Below are 16,965 nucleotides of genomic sequence, written 5' to 3'. Positions count from 1 at the left end.
GTGCGCTCCGGGGTCATTCGATAGCGCACCGAGACGGGGCCTGGCACTCTTGGCGTCGTGGAGCAACTCAGCATCGAAGACGCCTACCTGTTCACCCCGGCCGTCCACGGAGACGACAGAGGAACGTTCCTGGAGTGGTTCCGGGCCGACCTCCTGGTCTCGGCCGTCGGCCACGGCCTGAACCTCGCCCAGGCCAACTGCTCGGTGTCGCGGCGCGGCACCCTGCGCGGCGTGCACTTCGCGGACGTGCCGCCGAGCCAGGCCAAGTTCGTCACCTGCGTCAGCGGCAGCGTCCTTGACGTCGTGGTCGACGTCCGCGTGGGGTCCCCGACGTTCGGCCGGTGGGAGACGGTCGAGCTGGACGACCGCACCCGGCGCGGCGTGTACGTCGGCGAGGGCCTGGGCCACGCCTTCCTGGCGCTCAGCGAGCAGGCCATCGTGATCTACGCCTGCTCCGAGCCCTACGCGCCGCGCCGCGAGTACGGGGTGCACCCCCTGGACCCCGAGCTGGGCATCGCCTGGCCCGCGGACGTGGAACCGCTGCTGTCCCCCAAGGACGCCGCCGCCCCGACGCTGGAGGAGGCGCGGGAGAAGGGCCTGCTGCCGCTGTACGAGGACTGCCTGGCGTACTACGCGAAGCTGCGCGGCGAGGCCTGAGCGCGGGCGCGGCGGCGTTCGCCGGACGCGGCGTGACGGAGGCGTGACAGCGGGTTTTGGCTACGGTGGATCGGTGAATTGTGATGCCTAAATCACGGTATCCCTCGTGAATTCGGTCCATTAAGCGGATAAAAAGCGAGATCTGGTTGTCTACTCGTTTCCCAACCGCAACAATGGCCTCGCACTGAAACATGATCGGAGTCCGGCCACACGCGCCGGAGGTGGAGGCTTGTGCCAGTGAGCAACTCCCGGCATGCGGACGGACGGCGTGGACGCCGTCCCTCGTCCGCGAGATCTCGATCCGCTGGGTCGCCCCGGTTCCCCATGATGGGACGGGTGTCGTTGCTGGCCGCCGCCGCGTTGTTGGGGGCAACCGTCACGGTGGTGGTCATCAACCGGGGGCCCTCGGCTCCCGCGCCGACCTCGAACGCCGCACCCGTATCGGCCGAAGTGACCCTGGAGTCCAGTCTCTGGAAGTCCAAGAAGGCCGTCAAAGGCAAGACCCTGGCCGAGCACACGCCGCTGGAACTCGGCACGCGCTTCAAGGCGGGCCGCGACGGCGAGGTGGCCGGCGTGCGGTTCTACAAGCCCGCCTCCGAGCGCGGCACGCACCGCGGCAGCCTGTGGGGCCCGGACCGCAAGCTGCTGGCGAAGGTCACCTTCACCGGCGAGACGCGAAGCGGCTGGCAGCAGGCACTGTTCTCCACGCCGGTGCCGATCGTCGCGGGCCGCGTCTACACCGTCTCCTACCACACGGCCAACGGCGGGTACGTGGCCGAGCGCGGCGGGCTGGACGAGCCCGTCACGGTGGGCCCGCTGACCGCGCAGGCCGGGGTGTTCGCCCCCGCCGCCAAGGCGTCCTTCCCATGGCGCCGCCACTCCGCCCGGGTGAACTACTGGGTCGACGTCATCTTCCGGCACCGTGAACGCCGTGACATCCCCCGCCCGTCGCAGCGGCCCTCCGACGGCGTCACCGCCGGCCCGAGCACGCCGCCCGAGGTCTCGGCCACCCCGACGGTCACCGAATCCGGCCCGCCGACCGGCGAGGTCAGCGCGACGCCGTCGGTGACTCCGCCGGAGTCGAGCCCCCCGGCCTCCGCCACCCCCTCGGCGACCCCGACGAGGTCCGCCACGCCCAGCGCCGAACCCCCGGCGAGTCACACGCCGAAGCCGTCGCCCAGCGCCGACCCGACCAAGCAGCCGACCAGGGACCCCTCGCCCACGCCGAGCAGGACGCCGCCGGCGTCACCGCCGTCCACGAGCTTCCCCGGCGCGGCCGACACCGGGGTGCCCTCGGGCACGAACCTCAAGGCGAGCAAGTCGATCACCGTCACCAAGGACGGCACCGTGATCGACGGCATGGAGGTCAGCGGCGAGATCAACGTCGACGCCGACAACGTGACCATCAGGAACACCCGGCTGGCGGCGGCGCCCGGCGACTGGGGGATCATCCAGCGGCAGGGCCACACCGGCCTGAAGGTCGAGGACAGCGAGATCTTCGGCAACGGCCGCGACCGCACCCAGTTCGGGATCATCAACCAGGGCCGGGAGCTGACGGTCCGGCGGGTCGACATCCACACGATCAGCAACGGCATCCTCACCGAGCAGGGCCTGGTGGAGGACTCCTACCTCCACGACCCGAAGTACTTCTCCGGTGACCACACCGACATGATCATGTGTACGAGCGGGCCGCCGTCCGGGGCCACGCTGGTGATCCGCGGCAACACCGTCATCAACACGCTGGAGCAGACCGGCGCGATCGCGCTCTTCCAGGACTTCGGCGTGGTCCGCAACGTCACCGTCGAGGGCAACTTCCTGGCCGGCGGCGGCTACTCCCTGTACGGCGGCGCCGGCGCCAAGGGCACCTCGTCCAACATCAAGGTCCTGAACAACGTGTTCAGCCGGGACGTGTGGGCCAAGGGCGGCTACAACGGCCCGGTGGCGTACTGGGACAAGGGCGGGACCAACGAGTGGAAGGGCAACGTCTGGGAGGACGGCAAGCCCGTCCCCGAAGGCGGCTGAGCACATGACGAAGGGCCCTCCGCGGATGTTCGCGGGGGGCCCTTCGTGGTGCCGTTCGTGTGCCCTGAGGGTCGGCGGCCGCCAGGTCGCGGTCAGCCCACCTGCCAGGTGTCGCCGCCGCGCAGCAGGTCGCCGAGCTGCCCGGGGCCGCGCTCGGCCACGGCCTCCTCGAGCTGCTCGGTCATCAGCGTGTCGTACGTCGGGCGGTCGACCGAACGGAAGATCCCGATCGGCACGTGCTCGAACGCGGGCTCGTCCAGCCGGGACAGCGCGAACGCCACCGACGGGTCGGGGTTGTGCGCGTCGTGCACGAGGATCTCGCCCTCGGGCACCGTGGACCGCTCGACGACCTCGATGCCGCCGTTCGCCGCGCGGCGCACCGCCTTGGAGGCCGACACGATCGGCAGGCCGTGCTCCAGGCGCAGCGTGATGTCGTCACGCAGCCCCGGGTCCTTCAGCGGCTCGAAGGCGTTGTCGTTGAAGATGTTGCAGTTCTGGTAGATCTCGACCAGGCTCGTGCCGCGGTGCGCCACGGCCTCGCGCAGCACCGACTGGAGGTGCTTGCGGTCGGAGTCGAGCGTGCGGGCCACGAAACCGGCCTCGGCACCGAGGGCGAGCGAGATCGGGTTGAACGGCTTGTCCAGCGAGCCCATCGGCGTGGACTTGGTGATCTTGCCGACCTCGGACGTCGGGGAGTACTGCCCCTTGGTCAGCCCGTAGATCCGGTTGTTGAACAGCAGGATGTTCATGTTGACGTTGCGGCGCAGCGCGTGGATCAGGTGGTTGCCGCCGATCGACAGCGCGTCGCCGTCGCCGGTGATCACCCAGACGGACAGGTCGGGGCGGGACGCGGCCAGGCCCGTCGCGATCGCCGGCGCGCGGCCGTGGATCGAGTGGAAGCCGTAGGTGTTCAGGTAGTACGGGAACCGGGAGGAGCAGCCGATGCCCGACACGAACACGATGTTCTCGCGCTTCAGGCCCAGCTCGGGCAGGAAGCTCTGGACCGCGGCCAGGATGGCGTAGTCACCGCACCCGGGGCACCAGCGCACCTCCTGGTCGCTCTTGAAGTCCTTGAGGGTCTGCTTCTCCGTGGCCCGGGGGATGAGGGTCAGCCCGGTGCCGCCGATGGGGGGTGCGATATGCCCGTTCATCGCGATATCACTCACTGTCGATCACGTCCTGGATCACTCCGGCCAGCTCTTCGGCCTTGAAGGGAAGACCGCGCACGCGGTTGTAACTGATGATGTCGACCAGGAACCGGGCCCGCAGCAGGAGCGCGAGCTGGCCGAGGTTGATCTCCGGCAGCAGGACCTTGTCGTAGGAGCGCAGCACCTCCCCGATGTTGGAGGGCAGCGGGTTGAGGTGGCGCACGTGGACCTGGGCGACCTTCCCGCCCGCCTTGCGCACCCGCCGCACCGCGGCCGCGATCGGCCCGTACGTCGAGCCCCAGCCGAGGACCAGCACGCGGGCGTCGCCACCGGGATCGTCGACGACGAGTTGCGGGATGTCCTGCGCGATGCCGTCGATCTTGGCCTGGCGGAGGCGGACCATGAGGTCGTGGTTGTTCGGGTCGTAGGAGATGTTGCCCGTGCCGTCGGCCTTCTCGATGCCACCGATGCGGTGCTCAAGGCCCGGGGTGCCGGGGACGGCCCACGGCCGGGCGAGCGTCTGCGGGTCGCGCTTGAACGGGAGGTAGGTCTCGCCGTCCTCGTCGTTCGGCTCCACCTGGAAGTCGACCGACAGGTCGGGCAGGTCCTCGATCTCGGGCAGCCGCCACGGCTCGGAGCCGTTCGCCAGGTAGCCGTCGGACAGCAGCATGACCGGCGTGCGGTACTTCACGGCGATGCGCGCCGCCTCCACCGCCGCGTCGAAGCAGTCGGACGGCGTCGCGGGCGCCACGATCGGCACCGGGGACTCGCCGTTGCGCCCGAACATCGCCATCAGCAGGTCGGTCTGCTCGGTCTTGGTGGGCATGCCCGTCGAGGGGCCGGCCCGCTGGACGTCGACCACCAGCAGCGGCAGCTCGGTGGTGACCGCCAGGCCCACGGTCTCGGCCTTGAGCGCCACACCCGGGCCGGAGGTGGTGGTGACGCCGAGCGCCCCGCCGAACGCCGCCCCGAGCGCGGCGCCGACACCGGCGATCTCGTCCTCCGCCTGGAAGGTGCGGATGCCGAACCGCTTGTGCTTGGACAGCTCGTGCAGGATGTCGGACGCCGGGGTGATCGGATACGACCCGAGGAACAGCGGCAGCTTGGCCTGCACCGAGGCGGCGATCAGGCCGAGGGCCAGCGCCTGGTTGCCGGAGATGTTGCGGTACAGGCCCGGGGTGAGCTTGGCCGGCTTGATCTCGTAGGACACCGAGAACGACTCGGTGGTCTCGCCGAAGTTCCACCCCGCCTGGAACGCCGCGATGTTGGCCTTCGCGATGTCGGGCTTCTTGGCGAACTTGGTCTCGAGGAACTTGACGGTCGCCTCGGTCGGGCGGTGGTAGAGCCACGACAGCAGGCCGAGCGCGAACATGTTCTTCGCCCGCTCGGCGTCCTTCTTGGAGACCGCGAAGCCTTCGAGGGACTTCACCGTCAGCGAGGTGAGCGGGACGGCGTGCACGCGCCACTCGCCGAGCGACCCGTCGTCCACGGGGCTCGCGGCGTAGCCGACCTTCTGCAGGTTGCGCTTGGTGAACTCGTCGGTGTTGACGATGACGTCGGCCCCGCGCGGCAGGTCGCCGATGTTGGCCTTCAGCGCCGCGGGGTTCATGGCGACCAGGACGTTCGGGGCGTCGCCTGGGGTCAGGATGTCGTGGTCGGCGAAGTGGAGCTGGAAGCTCGACACTCCTGGGAGTGTGCCTGCGGGGGCCCGGATCTCCGCGGGGAAGTTGGGCAGGGTGGAAAGGTCGTTTCCGAACTGCGCGGTCTCCGCCGTGAAACGATCACCGGTCAGCTGCATGCCGTCGCCGGAGTCGCCCGCGAAGCGAATGATCACGCGGTCGAGTTGCTGAACCTGCTTGGTCACAGCTCGGTCCTCCTCGACGCGCCTGGGCGCCGTCGCTGCTGGCACGTATTCATTTCCATGCTAGATCCCTTGGGGCTGCGCGGGCTTCTTTACGCATGCGCGTCGAAGGGTGTGACCCATGTCCCTGCGACGGCACCGATCTCTTGGTCATGACGTGGCACACGGGCATCGGGGGCGATGCGGTGACACGTGGTGAACCCTGGGCCTGGGGCGGCTCAGGTCGAGACGCGGTTGACGACCACGGCCGTGGGCCTGGTCATGACCGGAAACGGCTCCCCGTACACAGCCCCGAGGCGAGCCTGCACAGGTCAACGTGCAAGCGGGAGTAGAGCACGTTTCGGGTCACGTTCACTAACTATATGTCCCTTCCACCGGTTGTCCCGAGCGTCTTGTCTCACCTCACATCGTGGGCGAGGGCCGTGGAGCCGGGGTCGTGGCCCGGTAGTGCCGGGGTCGTGCCCGGGCCGGGCGGGCCCCTGGCCTGGTGGCGGCCGGGATGCGGGGGAGGGGGCGCGGGCCGGGGGGTCAGGGCGCCGGTGTGGCGCTTCCCACGTTGTGGACCTGCCCAGGCTCCATTCCGTGCGGGCCGTAGAGCTCGGGAACGGTGACGAAGACGTAGCCACGGGCGGCCAGCGCCGTGAGGATCCGGGGCAGGGCGGCGACCGTCGCGTGGCCGCCGTCGTGCATCAGGACGATCGACCCCGGACGCACCCCGGCGGTGGCGCGGCGGGCGACCGAGGCGGGGTCGGGGTCCCTGGCGTCGGCCGCGTCGACGCTCCACCCGATGATGGCGAGCCCGAGCGCGCGGGCGGACTCGGCGACCTGCGGGGTGACGCCGCCGTAGGGCGCCCGCATCAGGGGCGGCGTGCGGCCGGTCGTGGCGCCGATCGCGATCTGGGTGCGGCTCAGCTCGTCGGAGATCTGGCGGACGTCCAGGGTGGCCAGGTCGCGGTGCGACCAGGCGTGCCCGGCGACCAGGTGGCGGGCGGCGGCCATCCGCCGCATCAGCGCGGGCTGCGCCTCGGCGCTGGCCCCCAGGGTGAAGAAGGTCGCGCGGGCCCCGTACCGGGCGAGCGCGTCCAGCAGCGCGCCGGTGTCGGGGCCGGGGCCGTCGTCGAAGGTCAGCGCGACGCACCGGGCGGCCGCGCAGTCCACCGGGCCCTCGTGGGTGGGCTGGGGGCCAGGGGTGAAGCCCGGCGGCGGGGAGCCGGGCATCGAGGAGGGGGTGGCGGAGTCCACCGCCGCCATGGCGCGGCGGCCGAAGTCCGACAGCAGAGGCGTGGCGTCGGCCGTGGGCACGGCGACCGCGACCCGGCCCATCCGCTCGGGGGCCACCTGGCCGTCGTCGAACTCGGCCACCAGGTCGCCGTGCGGGTTGAAGTTCAGGGAGTCGAAGAGCGCGCCGGTGGGCTTGACCGCCTCCACCCGCGTTCCCTGGCCGAGGTCGCGCAGCCGGTCGCGGACGATCGAGGCGAGCGTGCCCAGCGCCGCCGCGTCCCGCAGCAGGCCGGTCGAGTCGTGGACGCGCCGGGCGGTCTGGTCGTACCAGAACGTGCTGAGGGAGTTGCTCCATCGGCCGCCGGTGAACGAGCCGGTGCGCAGCCGGACCCCGTACACCCCCGCGGAGGCGGCGGTGAGCTGCCAGCCGACGTTGAGCTCGGTGCTGGCCGTGCCGGGGCGCGCGGCGGGCGCGTCGCGGGAGAAGCGGCGCACGGCCGCCGCGTTCACCTCGGCGAGCCGCTTGGTGAGGGCGGGGGCGGACGGCAGCTCGGGATGGCCGGCGTAGATGTGGCGGACCGCCGAGTCGTCGGTGATCGTCCGTACCGTCAGCCCGTCGACCGTGGAGGGGGGGACGAAGTTGATCGTGGTCGGCTGGGCGGGGAGGGTGGTGGGCGCGTTCGTGAGGGGAAGGGGGAGGACGATCCCGCAACCGGAGGCGACCGCCAGGAGCAGGGCGATTCCTCCGGAAAGCAGCGGGTGAGGCATGGCTGCCACACTAGGCACGCAAAATACGCATTTACTCGTTTTTTGCGGGATGAGAGACTGGCCTTTGACCGCGACGGGTAGTTCTGAGGTAACGGAAAGCGATTTCCATGCAGGGTTCGTGCCGGGTACGTCAAGAGGAGGCGGTGTGATGGACGGATATTTCAGTTCATACGCGATCGTCGCCGTGCTGTTCGGCATCGGCATCGTGATCTTCGCAGGAGCGCTCCTCATCAGCCGGGGACTCCGCCCGAGCAACCCCACCCCCGAGAAGGCCGTCACCTACGAGTGCGGCGTCGACCCCGTGGGGGACGGCTGGGCGCAGTCGCAGATCAGGTACTACGTCTTCATCTACCTGTATGTCGTCTTCGCCGTGGACGCCGTGTTCCTGTTCCCGTGGGCGGTGGTCTTCGCCGCGCCCGGCTTCGGCATGACCACGCTGGTCGAGATGTTCGTCTTCCTGGCCTTCATCGCGCTCGGCATCCTGTACGCCTGGCGCAAGCGCGTGCTCACCTGGACCTGACGGGCGGCCGGGACCGTGCGGCCCGCTTCCCGATCAGCCGCTCCGGGGACCGTGCGGCCCGCTTCACGATCAGCCACTCGCCTGGACGCCGCCGAGAGGGGACAATGCCTTCCATGGCCGCCAGCGATCTCCCGATGCCCACCGTCGGGCCGGTGTCCCGGCTCGCCCCCAAACCCATGCGCTTCATCCTCAACTGGGGGCGGCGCTACTCGCTGTGGGTCTTCAACTTCGGGCTGGCCTGCTGCGCGATCGAGTTCATCGCCACCTCGATGGGACGTCACGACTTCATCCGCTTCGGAGTGATCCCGTTCGCCAACGGCCCGCGCCAGGCCGACCTGATGATCGTCTCGGGCACGGTCACCGACAAGATGGCCCCGGCCGTCAAGCGCCTGTACGAGCAGATGCCCGACCCCAAGTACGTCATCTCCTTCGGCGCCTGCTCCAACTGCGGCGGCCCGTACTGGGACTCCTACTGCGTGACCAAGGGCGTCGACCAGATCATCCCGGTCGACGTCTACGTCCCCGGCTGCCCGCCCCGGCCCGAGGCGCTGCTGCACGGCATCATGAAGCTCCAGGAGATGATCGCCGGCGAGTCGCTCGCCGACCGCTACGCCTCGCGGCGGCCCGGCCCTGGCGTGACGTCGTGAGAGCGGCGATCGAGGGCCGCTACGGGGACCGCGCGGCGGTGTCGGAGTCGTTCGGCGAGACCACCGTCGACGTCGCCCCCGGCGACTGGCTCGACGTGCTCACCTACGCCCGGGACGAGCTCGGCTGCGCCTTCTTCGACTGGCTGACCGGGGTCGACGACCCGCCGGGCGGCTACTCGGTGGTCGCCCACGTCTACGACCCGGCCGAGCACGCCCACCTTCTGGTCCGCACCCGCGTGACGCGCGAGGACCCCCGGCTGCCGAGCGCCGTCGGCGTCTACCGCGGCGCCGACTGGCACGAGCGCGAGACCTTCGAGATGTTCGGGGTGGTCTTCGAGGGCCACCCCCACCTGGTCCCGCTGCTGCTGCCCGACGGGTTCGAGGGCAACCCGCTGCGCAAGGACTTCATCCTGGCCGCGCGGGTCGCCAAGCCGTGGCCCGGCGCCAAGGAGCCCGGCGAGTCCGGGCAGGGCTCGCCGAGCCGGCGCAAGACGCTCCCGCCCGGCGTTCCCACCGACTGGGGCCCGGCCGCGTCCGCGCCCCCGCCGACGCGCGGCCCCCGCGCGGTGCGCCGCGAGGCCGGGGAGGACGGCGATGCCTGAGGTGCTCGACGTCGCGATCCGCCTGGTGGTGATCGTCATCGCCTTCCTGACGCTGCCGCTGATCATCGGGCAGACCGAGCACAAGGCCATGGCCCACATGCAGGCCCGGCTCGGCCCCATGTACGCCGGCGGGTTCCACGGCTGGGCCCAGCTCATCGCCGACGGCGTGAAGTTCGTCCAGAAGGAGGACGTCATCCCGGCGGCGGCCGACCGCAGGGTGTTCTCCCTGGCCCCGGCGGTCGCGCTGGTGCCCTACCTCGTGGTGATGGTCGTGATCCCGGTCGGGCCCGGCCTGTTCGGCGCCGACCTCGACGCCGGGCTGTTCTTCGTGCTCGCCGTGATGGGCATCGGCGTCCTCGGCTCGATCATGGCCGGCTGGTCGTCGGCCAACAAGTACTCGGTGCTGGGCGGCATTCGCTCCGCGGCCCAGCTCATGTCGTACGAGCTCCCGCTGGTGCTCGCGGCCGCGTCGGTGGCGATGGCGGCTGGCACGATGTCGTTGCCGGGTATCGTCGAGGCGTGGCAGTGGTGGTGGCTGCCCTGGCAGGCGATCGGCGGCGTGGTGTTCTTCGTCGCGGGGCTCGCCGAGCTGCGCCGGCCGCCGTTCGACATGCCGATCGCCGAGTCCGAGATCATCATGGGCCCGATGACGGAGTACACCGGCATCCGCTTCGCCCTGTTCATGCTGGCCGAGTACGTCGGGATCCTGGTGCTCTCGGCGCTGACCACGGTGCTGTTCCTCGGCGGGTGGCAGGGGCCGATCCTGCCGGGGCCGGTCTGGACGCTGATCAAGATCTTCGTGCTGGCCTTCGTGGTGATCTGGGTGCGGGTCAGCTTCCCCCGGCTGCGGGCCGACCAGCTCCAGCGGCTCGCCTGGGTCGGCCTGGTGCCGCTCGCCCTGCTCCAGCTCGCGCTCACCGGCGTGGTCAGGGTCCTCATCGGCTGACCTCGGCGGGCCCATCAGGGCCTCGCCGGTCGTCAGCGCGGACAGGGTACTCGCCGGGCGGCGGTCAGCGGCCGAGAATGCTCCCGCCGTTGATGTGGAGGATCTGGCCGGTGACGTAACCGGCCTCGGGGGAGGCCAGGTAGCCGATCGCCGCGGCGATCTCGCCCGGCACGCCGCCTCTGCCGACCAGGGTGAGGTCCACGCGGGACTTGACGAACTCCGGCGTCGCCCGGTCCCCGAAGAACTCGGTGTCGCTGACGTAGCCGGGCGCCACCGCGTTCACGGTGATCCCGTCGGGCCCGAGCCGCTCCGCCAGCTCGTAGGTGTACGCGTGCAGCGCCGCCTTGGCGCCCCCGTACGAGCCGGGGCCGCGGATCGCCGCGATCGAGGAAAGGTGGACGATCCGGCCGCCGGGGCGCCGCAGATAGGGCAGCAGGCCCTCGGTGAGCAGCACGGCGGTGAGCACGTTCGCCTCGAAGTTGCGGCGGTAGCCGTCGGCGATGCCCGTCAGCGTGCCGTCGTGGCCGGGGGCGACGTTCCCGCCGGCGTTGGTGACGATCACGTCGACCGGGCCGTGCAGGGCGATGGCCTCGACGGCTTCCTGCACCTGCCGGGGGTCGGACAGGTCGGCCGAGGTCCAGGTCACCAGGTTGGCGTCATAGGCGGTGTTCAGCTTCGCGGCGGCCTCGGCCAGCACCTCGGCGCGGCGGCCCAGGATGATCACTTGGGCGCCCTCGCCCGCGAAGGCCTCCGCCGTCGCCAGCCCGATGCCGGTCCCGCCGCCGGACACCACCACGCGTCGCTGTTCCATGCCGCCCCCTCTTGTCATGCCTTCGGGTGTTTCCTGGCTTGTCGTATGTTCCCGCGTCCCCGGGAGGCGGGGGTCCAAACGTCAGTAGTCCTTCAGGGTGATCGCGTTCGCGGCCTTCTGGATGGGCTCGAGCACCTTGGCCATCATGCGGTCCTTGCCCGGCACGTACTTCAGCAGGGCGAGCATCTTCATCGCGAACCAGACCTGTGACCTGCTCCCCATCACCATCCGCTTGATGTTGGCCGGGCCGAGGCTCTGGTTCCGCTCGGCGAAGGGCCGCATGTCCCGCTCGTAGCCCTCGAACGCGGCATGGTGGCCGTCGTGGGCGGCCAGTTCCCCCGCCAGGACGTACGCCCCGACCAGCGCAAGGCTCGTGCCCTGGCCGGAGGCCGGCGAGGCGCAGTAGGCGGCGTCGCCGACCAGCGCGACGCGGCCCGTGGACCAGCGGTCCATGTGGACCTGGCTGAGCGAGTCGAAGTAGAAGTCGGGGGAGCCGGCCATGCCGGAGATCAGGCGCGGCACCTCCCAGCCCTCCCCGGCGTACGCCTCGGCGAGCAGCTCCTCCTGCCGGGCCCGGTCGCGGTGGTCGTAGCTCATCGGCTCGGAGGCGAACAGGAACATGGCCTTGGCGCCGGTGTCCTTGGCGGTGCTGTAGGTCAGCGCCGTCCTGCCGGGGGAGACGTAGGTGAGCTCCCAGCGGTCCAGGTCGAGGTGGTTCGGGACGCTGAAGATCGAGACGTGGTAGCCGAGGTCCTGGACGAACCGGCTCTCGGGGCCGAAGGCCAGCGCGCGGGTATTGGAGTGCAGGCCGTCGGCCCCCACGACCAGGTCGAACATGCGGGTCTCCCCGCTCTCGAAGGTGACCCGAACCCCGTCGGCGGTGTCGGTGATTGCGGCGATGGAGTCGTCGAAGAGGTACTCGACCTTGTCCTTGGTCAGGTCGTGGATGATGCGGTTCAGGTCGCCGCGCAGGACCTCGGCGTCCTCGCCCTCGCGCCCGCCGAAGGTGTCGCCGTCCATGCTGGCCACCCGCTTGCCCGCGGCGTTGACGACCGACCCGCCGCGCACGTCGGTGCGCTCGGCGCGGATCGCCTCAAGGATGCCCATGCGGCCGGCCACCTCCAGCGCCGCGCCCCGGATGTCGATCTTGTAGCCGCCCGGGCGGATCGAGGACGCCCGCTCCACCACGGTGGGGGTGAAGCCGTGGCGGTGCAGCCAGTAGGCCAGCGTGGTCCCCGCGATGCTCGCGCCGGAGATCAGGATGCTCTGGTTCTTCATGGTGTGCTCCTCGTTCGCTGCTCGCGTTCTCATCTGCCACGAACAGTACATCTGTATCAGTCAACTGTGCAATACGTTTGTACGAGACAATTGTATGAGACGGAGGGTAGACTCCTGGGCATGGGAAATCGTGAGGACCTCCTGGCCGGCGCCAAGCGCTGCCTGTACGAGAAGGGCTACGCCCGCACGACCGCGCGCGACATCGCGGCCGCCTCAGGCGTCGTCAGCCTGGCCGCCATCGGCTACCACTACGGCTCGAAGGAGGCGCTGCTCAACGCGGCCCTGCAGCAGGCGATGGAGGAGTGGGGCGACGACCTCGGCCGCACGCTCGCGACCGAGACCGACCCTGACCTGACCCCCGAGGAGCGGTTCACGGCGACGTGGGCGGCCGTGATCAGGTCGGTGACCGAGAACCGGTCGCTGTGGGCCGTGCAGTTCGAGCTCATCGCCCACAACAAGACGATGCCGGAGATGCGGGAGCGGCTCACCGAGTCCAGCCGGCAGGCGCGGGCCGGCCTGGTCGAGCTGTTCGCCGGTCTCGGCCGGGCGGCGGACGACGACGACAAGGGGACCGACCTGGCCGGGTCCCTCTACCAGGCACTGCTCATCGGGGTGGCGGCGCAGTGGCTGGTCGACCCCGAGACCGCCCCCTCGGCCCGCGACCTCGTCGCCGCCCTCCGCACCGTGACGACGGCCCTGTCCCCCGCCGGGTGACGAGCCCCGGCGGCCAGGCTCCGTGCCCTGTACGGCCTGTGCCCTGTACGGCTCCGTGCCCGCAGGCCGGGCTCGCTGCCCGTGCCCGGTCGGCGAGCGGGCGCTACTCGGCCCGCGGGCGGGCCTGGCGCAGGAAGGCCGCGAGGTCGGCGCCGTCGGCGTGGGCGGTCCACCGGCCTTCCGGGGGGTCGCCGTTGAGGCGCGCCTCGTTGCCCGTCTCGCCGGGGGCCGGCGCCGCGAGGTCGGTCCGGTAGCGGTCGGCGGTGAAGGCCAGGGCTTCGCGGAGGGGCGCGGGAAGGTCGGTGCCGGGGTGCAGCCGGGAGAACTCGGCCGTGGCTTGGACGACGGTGACGACGGCCCAGGCGGACTCCCTGGCGTCGTCCGACGGCCCCCGCCCCGCGGACACGGCCGCCTTGACGAAGTCGGCGGCGTGCGAACTCAGATTGATCGCGGCATGGGGGCTCACGGCGGTCGCGATGAGGGAGGTCGGGGCGGTCGCCGTGTGGGGGATCGGGCCGGTCCGGTCGGCGGGGTCCTCGGGGCCCGGTCCGGCCTCGGGGGGCGTCGTGTGCCACTGGTCGTCGACGACCATCCCGGCGTAGGTGAAGCCCGAGGACGGGTCGCCGAGCACGTGCCGCGCGGCCTGCCCGTTCTGGCTCGCCCGGTCGAGGACCGCCACCACGGGGTCGAAGTCCGCCTGGGCCTGCGGCCCGCCGAACCTGCGGCTCTCCGCTTCGAGCGGGTCGTACCCCCCGAAACTCGGACTCGGCACCTCGATCTTGCCGGCGGCCCGGGCGTCCAGCATGGAGCGGGTGACCTCGGCCAGGAACTGGGAGTCCCAGGTCTTACCGTCGGGGCCGTACTTGAAGAGCATGCCGACCGACCACGGGTCGCCGTTCTTCATGATCGCCGTTCGCGTCGCCTCGGGCAGCAGGGGCCGGCGGTCCTTGCCGGTGCCGAGGCGCATCTGGGTGGCCGCGGCGAGGGACGCGCCGAGCGCCCGCAGGATGCTCGCGCTCTCGGCGCTGAACAGCGTCGCGCCCGCCCGGTTGTACAGGGCGCGGGCCGCTTGGAGCGCCAGCGGGCAGCTCGCCGTCCAGAACGCGGTGAGGTAGTCCTTGTCCTTGAGGTGCTGGGAGAGGTTGTCCGGAAGGCGCGACATCGCGTCGCGGGCCTGGTCCGGGTCGCCGGTGGCGAGCGCCTCGGCCATGGCCTTGGCGTCCAGGCCCGCCTCGTTGCCGCTCTGGCCGGTGGCCGCCCAGTCGAGCCGCACGGTCGGCGGGGATTCGGCGGTGTGCGGCGGTGCGCCGTCGGGGCCGGTCGGCGTGGCGGCGGAATCCGTGCCGGTGGGATCGGCCGGGGTGGTGGTGTCGGGTGGTGTGCCGGTGGGATCGGCAAGGGTGGTGGCGGGGTCGGGTGGCGTGCCGGTGGTGCCGGGCGGTTTGCCGGTGGGATCGGCCGGCGTGCCGGTGGTGTCGGGCGGCGTGGCGGTGGCGAGGGGGACCAGGGGGCCGTCCGGGTCGGCCGGGCTGGGGCCCCAGCCCTTCTCGCGGGCCAGCTCGTACGCCTTGGCGGTGCGCGCGCCCATGTCGCGGGTGTCGTTCAGCGCCTCGTCCACCAGGCGGGGAAGCGCGGCGAAGCTGAGCTCGCTGTCCCATTTCTGCATCTTCTGCTGGATCATCGGGCCGTGCTCGGCCAGCAGGGTGTGCAGCCGCCTGAGCCGGTTCGCGAGCTCCTGAAGGCTGACGGGATCGACTCCCACGAACTCGCCCATGTCATCCCTCTCCGTACGGTTAGGACGCGAGCTTGCGCCGCTCCGCCTCTTCCAGGCGCGCGACGAGGTGGGGCTGTTCGGCGAGGACGGCGTGCAGCAGGGTGGTGAGCTGGTTCCTTCTGGCGTTCCAGCCCGCCGCCCAGTCGTCGGCCGCCAGGCCCTGCCAGGTCTGGTCGCCGAACATGGGGGGCACGGAGCCGAGCGCCCGGAGGATGTCGTGGACCACTTTCGCCGCCGCGGCCATGTCCGCCTGGCACTGGGCGGCTTCGGACGGTGCCATGCGTCCTCCTCCCTGCGGCGTCACTCGTGATCGCGTGACACCGCCTGTAAACCTAAGCGAAGCGCGTATGGGCTCACCAGGCTTGCAGGTTCTGGAAATCGGAATTACCAATCGATACACATTCGTGGTCATCAACCCGCAAGATCGACTAATTACGCCCATCCCGTTAATAGGTAATAGAACGCAATAAAAAGCAGGGCAGCGGAATGACGTCCCCGGTCAGTGGACGATGCCGAGCATCACGTCGGAGGCGCTGGGCCGGTTCTCCGGGCGCTTCTCCAGGCACCTGCCGACCACTTTGGCCAGCGACTCCGGCAACGCGGACAGATCCGGCTGCTTGGTGAAGATGCGGTTGAACACCGCCGCGATGTTGTCCTCGCCGAAGGCGGGGCGGCCGGTCGCGGCGAACACCATCGTGGCGGCCCAGCTGAACACGTCCGACTCGGGCCCGACGCGCTCGCCGGAGACCTGCTCGGGGGACATGTAGGCGGGCGTCCCGAGCACGCCGCTGGAGGTGGCGGTCGCGTTGTCCAGCACGCGGGCGATGCCGAAGTCGACCACCCGGGGTCCGTCCGAGCCGATCAGCACGTTGCTCGGCTTGAAGTCGCGGTGCACGATGCCGGCCCGGTGGATGGCCGCGAGCGCGCCGGAGGTGCCCAGCGCCAGCCGTACCAGCCCGTCGTGGCCGCGCGGCCCGAGCTCACGGACCAGTTGCTCCAGCGAGGAGCCCTCGACGTACTCGCTCACGATGAACAGGCGGTCGTCGGCGATGTCGGCGTCGATCACGCGGGCGGTGGAGAACGGTGCCACTCGCCGCGCCGCCTCGACCTCGCGCAGGAACCGCGTCTGCGCCCCGCTCTCGGCGGCCAGGCGGGCGTGCAGGACCTTGATCGCGACCCGGGTGCCTTCGGGGGTCTCGCCCAGGTAGACCGCGCCCTGGCCGCCCTGCCCCAGGCTGCCGATCAGCCGGTAACGCCCGATGTGGTCGGGCTCACCCGCGGGCAGCGGGCCCGGCGCCTGCGTGGGAAGCGTCGAGGCGTTGTGCGTGCTCGGGGCGGTCCCGGCGGGCGAGGCGGACGGGTTCGTGGTGGCGGGACCGCCCGCGTGCCTCGGCCCGGTCCTCGGTTGTGCCGGCGGCGTGGCGTCCCGTGGCTGCGGCGCGGCGGGCCGCTGGTTCGGACGCGCGGCGGGGTACTGCCGTCCCGGCGGCGGCACCGGACGGCCGCCTTGGGGCATGCCGGGCCCGGGCCGGCCGGGGGCGCCGGGCGGCCGGCCCTGGCCGTACGGGTACGGCGCCGGCGCCGGGCGGGGCGCGTATGGCCCGGGAGGGTACGGCGCCCGGCCGTACGGGGGCGGCGGGGGCGGCAGGAAGGTCTCGCGGCGGGGGCCGCTCGGGACGAAGACCATCGACCGGATGGCCAGGGAGTGGATCAGGCCGCCGATCCAGTTGGTGAACAGCCCGCCGAGCACCAGGACGCTGGCCCAGTCAGGGAACGTGTCGTCCTCGCCGTAGGTGACGACGAGCGCGCAGAGCACGATAAGGCTGACCAGATACAGCAGCGCGGCGACCGCGATCATCGGGGCGCGCCTGCGGTAGGCCGCGTATCCGATGGTGAACGGTGTGGCCACCCCGCAGGTGAACAACGGCGCCAGTGCCCAGATGATGCTGACCGCAGTAGTGGACTGGGAGGGCCTGGCTAGCTGCATACGCGAAGA

The 16,965-nt window shown here is 71.1% G+C and carries 16 protein-coding genes; 7 read left to right on the top strand and 9 right to left on the bottom strand.

Features of this window, described 5'->3' with window-relative positions; translation table 11 throughout:
* Positions 1 to 57 precede the first annotated feature (57 nt).
* Positions 58 to 657, top strand: a complete 600-nt coding sequence (gene rfbC / locus NYZ98_RS09005; protein ID WP_262842115.1) for a dTDP-4-dehydrorhamnose 3,5-epimerase — start codon at positions 58 to 60, stop codon at positions 655 to 657.
* Positions 658 to 993: 336 nt separating this feature from the next.
* On the top strand, positions 994 to 2,679 hold the full coding sequence (locus NYZ98_RS09000) for a DUF4082 domain-containing protein (protein WP_262842114.1): 1,686 nt from the start codon (positions 994 to 996) through the stop codon (positions 2,677 to 2,679).
* Between the two features lie 92 nt (positions 2,680 to 2,771).
* Here the strand turns inward: NYZ98_RS09000 and NYZ98_RS08995 are convergent, their stop codons facing one another.
* From NYZ98_RS08995 to NYZ98_RS08985, 4 genes are all read right to left on the bottom strand, one after another.
* Entirely contained in the window at positions 2,772 to 3,830 is a 1,059-nt protein-coding gene (locus tag NYZ98_RS08995) for a 2-oxoacid:ferredoxin oxidoreductase subunit beta (RefSeq protein WP_262842113.1), read from the bottom strand.
* Positions 3,831 to 3,837: 7 nt separating this feature from the next.
* Positions 3,838 to 5,691, bottom strand: a complete 1,854-nt coding sequence (locus NYZ98_RS08990; protein WP_262842112.1) for a 2-oxoacid:acceptor oxidoreductase subunit alpha — start codon at positions 5,689 to 5,691, stop codon at positions 3,838 to 3,840.
* A 256-nt stretch (positions 5,692 to 5,947) separates the two neighbouring features.
* Positions 5,948 to 6,025, bottom strand: a complete 78-nt coding sequence (locus tag NYZ98_RS41500) for a putative leader peptide (RefSeq protein ID WP_380707389.1) — start codon at positions 6,023 to 6,025, stop codon at positions 5,948 to 5,950.
* 191 nt (positions 6,026 to 6,216) lie between these two features.
* Positions 6,217 to 7,677: a polysaccharide deacetylase family protein gene (locus NYZ98_RS08985; protein ID WP_262842111.1), complete on the bottom strand. Its 1,461-nt coding sequence runs from the start codon at positions 7,675 to 7,677 to the stop codon at positions 6,217 to 6,219.
* Between the two features lie 148 nt (positions 7,678 to 7,825).
* Here NYZ98_RS08985 and NYZ98_RS08980 point away from each other — a divergent pair, with 148 nt between their 5' ends.
* From NYZ98_RS08980 to nuoH, 4 genes are all read left to right on the top strand, one after another.
* Entirely contained in the window at positions 7,826 to 8,197 is a 372-nt protein-coding gene (locus tag NYZ98_RS08980) for an NADH-quinone oxidoreductase subunit A (RefSeq protein ID WP_262842110.1), read from the top strand.
* 113 nt (positions 8,198 to 8,310) lie between these two features.
* Entirely contained in the window at positions 8,311 to 8,844 is a 534-nt protein-coding gene (locus tag NYZ98_RS08975; RefSeq protein WP_316249544.1) for an NADH-quinone oxidoreductase subunit B family protein, read from the top strand.
* Positions 8,841 to 9,446, top strand: coding sequence for an NADH-quinone oxidoreductase subunit C (locus NYZ98_RS08970; RefSeq protein ID WP_262842109.1), 606 nt, complete (start codon positions 8,841 to 8,843; stop codon positions 9,444 to 9,446). Before NYZ98_RS08975 ends, NYZ98_RS08970 begins: the two co-directional genes overlap by 4 nt.
* Positions 9,439 to 10,392 carry an NADH-quinone oxidoreductase subunit NuoH gene (nuoH, locus tag NYZ98_RS08965; RefSeq protein WP_262842108.1) on the top strand — a complete coding sequence of 318 codons (954 nt, stop codon included), beginning with the start codon at positions 9,439 to 9,441 and terminating at the stop codon, positions 10,390 to 10,392. The genes NYZ98_RS08970 and nuoH overlap by 8 nt, the downstream gene beginning before the upstream one ends.
* Positions 10,393 to 10,456: 64 nt before the next feature.
* Here nuoH and NYZ98_RS08960 read toward each other — a convergent pair whose 3' ends face one another.
* Together NYZ98_RS08960 and NYZ98_RS08955 are read right to left on the bottom strand one after the other, a co-directional pair.
* Positions 10,457 to 11,203 (bottom strand): SDR family NAD(P)-dependent oxidoreductase, encoded by a 747-nt coding sequence (locus tag NYZ98_RS08960; protein ID WP_262842107.1) that lies wholly within the window; start codon positions 11,201 to 11,203, stop codon positions 10,457 to 10,459.
* Between the two features lie 81 nt (positions 11,204 to 11,284).
* Positions 11,285 to 12,481 carry an FAD-dependent monooxygenase gene (locus NYZ98_RS08955; RefSeq protein ID WP_262842106.1) on the bottom strand — a complete coding sequence of 399 codons (1,197 nt, stop codon included), beginning with the start codon at positions 12,479 to 12,481 and terminating at the stop codon, positions 11,285 to 11,287.
* Between the two features lie 120 nt (positions 12,482 to 12,601).
* On the opposite strand from NYZ98_RS08955, the gene NYZ98_RS08950 reads away from it, so the two are divergent.
* Positions 12,602 to 13,195, top strand: coding sequence for a TetR/AcrR family transcriptional regulator (locus NYZ98_RS08950; RefSeq protein ID WP_262842105.1), 594 nt, complete (start codon positions 12,602 to 12,604; stop codon positions 13,193 to 13,195).
* Between the two features lie 103 nt (positions 13,196 to 13,298).
* Here NYZ98_RS08950 and NYZ98_RS08945 read toward each other — a convergent pair whose 3' ends face one another.
* The 3 genes from NYZ98_RS08945 to NYZ98_RS08935 all read right to left on the bottom strand — a co-directional run bounded on the left by NYZ98_RS08945 (position 13,299) and on the right by NYZ98_RS08935 (position 16,956).
* Positions 13,299 to 14,969 carry a hypothetical protein gene (locus tag NYZ98_RS08945; RefSeq protein WP_262842104.1) on the bottom strand — a complete coding sequence of 557 codons (1,671 nt, stop codon included), beginning with the start codon at positions 14,967 to 14,969 and terminating at the stop codon, positions 13,299 to 13,301.
* 19 nt (positions 14,970 to 14,988) lie between these two features.
* Complete coding sequence (locus NYZ98_RS08940; RefSeq protein WP_262842103.1) at positions 14,989 to 15,249, bottom strand: hypothetical protein; 261 nt, start codon at positions 15,247 to 15,249, stop codon at positions 14,989 to 14,991.
* A gap of 219 nt (positions 15,250 to 15,468) precedes the next feature.
* Complete coding sequence (locus NYZ98_RS08935; protein WP_262842102.1) at positions 15,469 to 16,956, bottom strand: serine/threonine-protein kinase; 1,488 nt, start codon at positions 16,954 to 16,956, stop codon at positions 15,469 to 15,471.
* Between the last annotated feature and the right edge of the window lie 9 nt (positions 16,957 to 16,965).

Origin of the sequence: Sphaerisporangium corydalis (genome assembly GCF_025506355.1) — a bacterium.
GTDB classification, from domain to species: domain Bacteria; phylum Actinomycetota; class Actinomycetes; order Streptosporangiales; family Streptosporangiaceae; genus Sphaerisporangium; species Sphaerisporangium corydalis.
Note: the sequence above shows the minus strand (reverse complement) of the source record. Positions and strands in the feature narration are given on the sequence as shown.

What these genes read in the sequence shown, in the direction of transcription:
- NYZ98_RS08995 (WP_262842113.1), bottom strand. Translation starts at nt 3,830, where the DNA reads ATGAACGGGCATATCGCACCCCCCATCGGCGGCACCGGGCTGACCCTC.
- NYZ98_RS08985 (WP_262842111.1), bottom strand. Translation starts at nt 7,677, where the DNA reads ATGCCTCACCCGCTGCTTTCCGGAGGAATCGCCCTGCTCCTGGCGGTC.
- NYZ98_RS08980 (WP_262842110.1), top strand. Translation starts at nt 7,826, where the DNA reads ATGGACGGATATTTCAGTTCATACGCGATCGTCGCCGTGCTGTTCGGC.
- NYZ98_RS08975 (WP_316249544.1), top strand. Translation starts at nt 8,311, where the DNA reads ATGGCCGCCAGCGATCTCCCGATGCCCACCGTCGGGCCGGTGTCCCGG.
- nuoH (WP_262842108.1), top strand. Translation starts at nt 9,439, where the DNA reads ATGCCTGAGGTGCTCGACGTCGCGATCCGCCTGGTGGTGATCGTCATC.
- NYZ98_RS08960 (WP_262842107.1), bottom strand. Translation starts at nt 11,203, where the DNA reads ATGGAACAGCGACGCGTGGTGGTGTCCGGCGGCGGGACCGGCATCGGG.
- NYZ98_RS08955 (WP_262842106.1), bottom strand. Translation starts at nt 12,481, where the DNA reads ATGAAGAACCAGAGCATCCTGATCTCCGGCGCGAGCATCGCGGGGACC.
- NYZ98_RS08950 (WP_262842105.1), top strand. Translation starts at nt 12,602, where the DNA reads ATGGGAAATCGTGAGGACCTCCTGGCCGGCGCCAAGCGCTGCCTGTAC.
- NYZ98_RS08945 (WP_262842104.1), bottom strand. Translation starts at nt 14,969, where the DNA reads ATGGGCGAGTTCGTGGGAGTCGATCCCGTCAGCCTTCAGGAGCTCGCG.
- NYZ98_RS08940 (WP_262842103.1), bottom strand. Translation starts at nt 15,249, where the DNA reads ATGGCACCGTCCGAAGCCGCCCAGTGCCAGGCGGACATGGCCGCGGCG.
- NYZ98_RS08935 (WP_262842102.1), bottom strand. Translation starts at nt 16,956, where the DNA reads ATGCAGCTAGCCAGGCCCTCCCAGTCCACTACTGCGGTCAGCATCATC.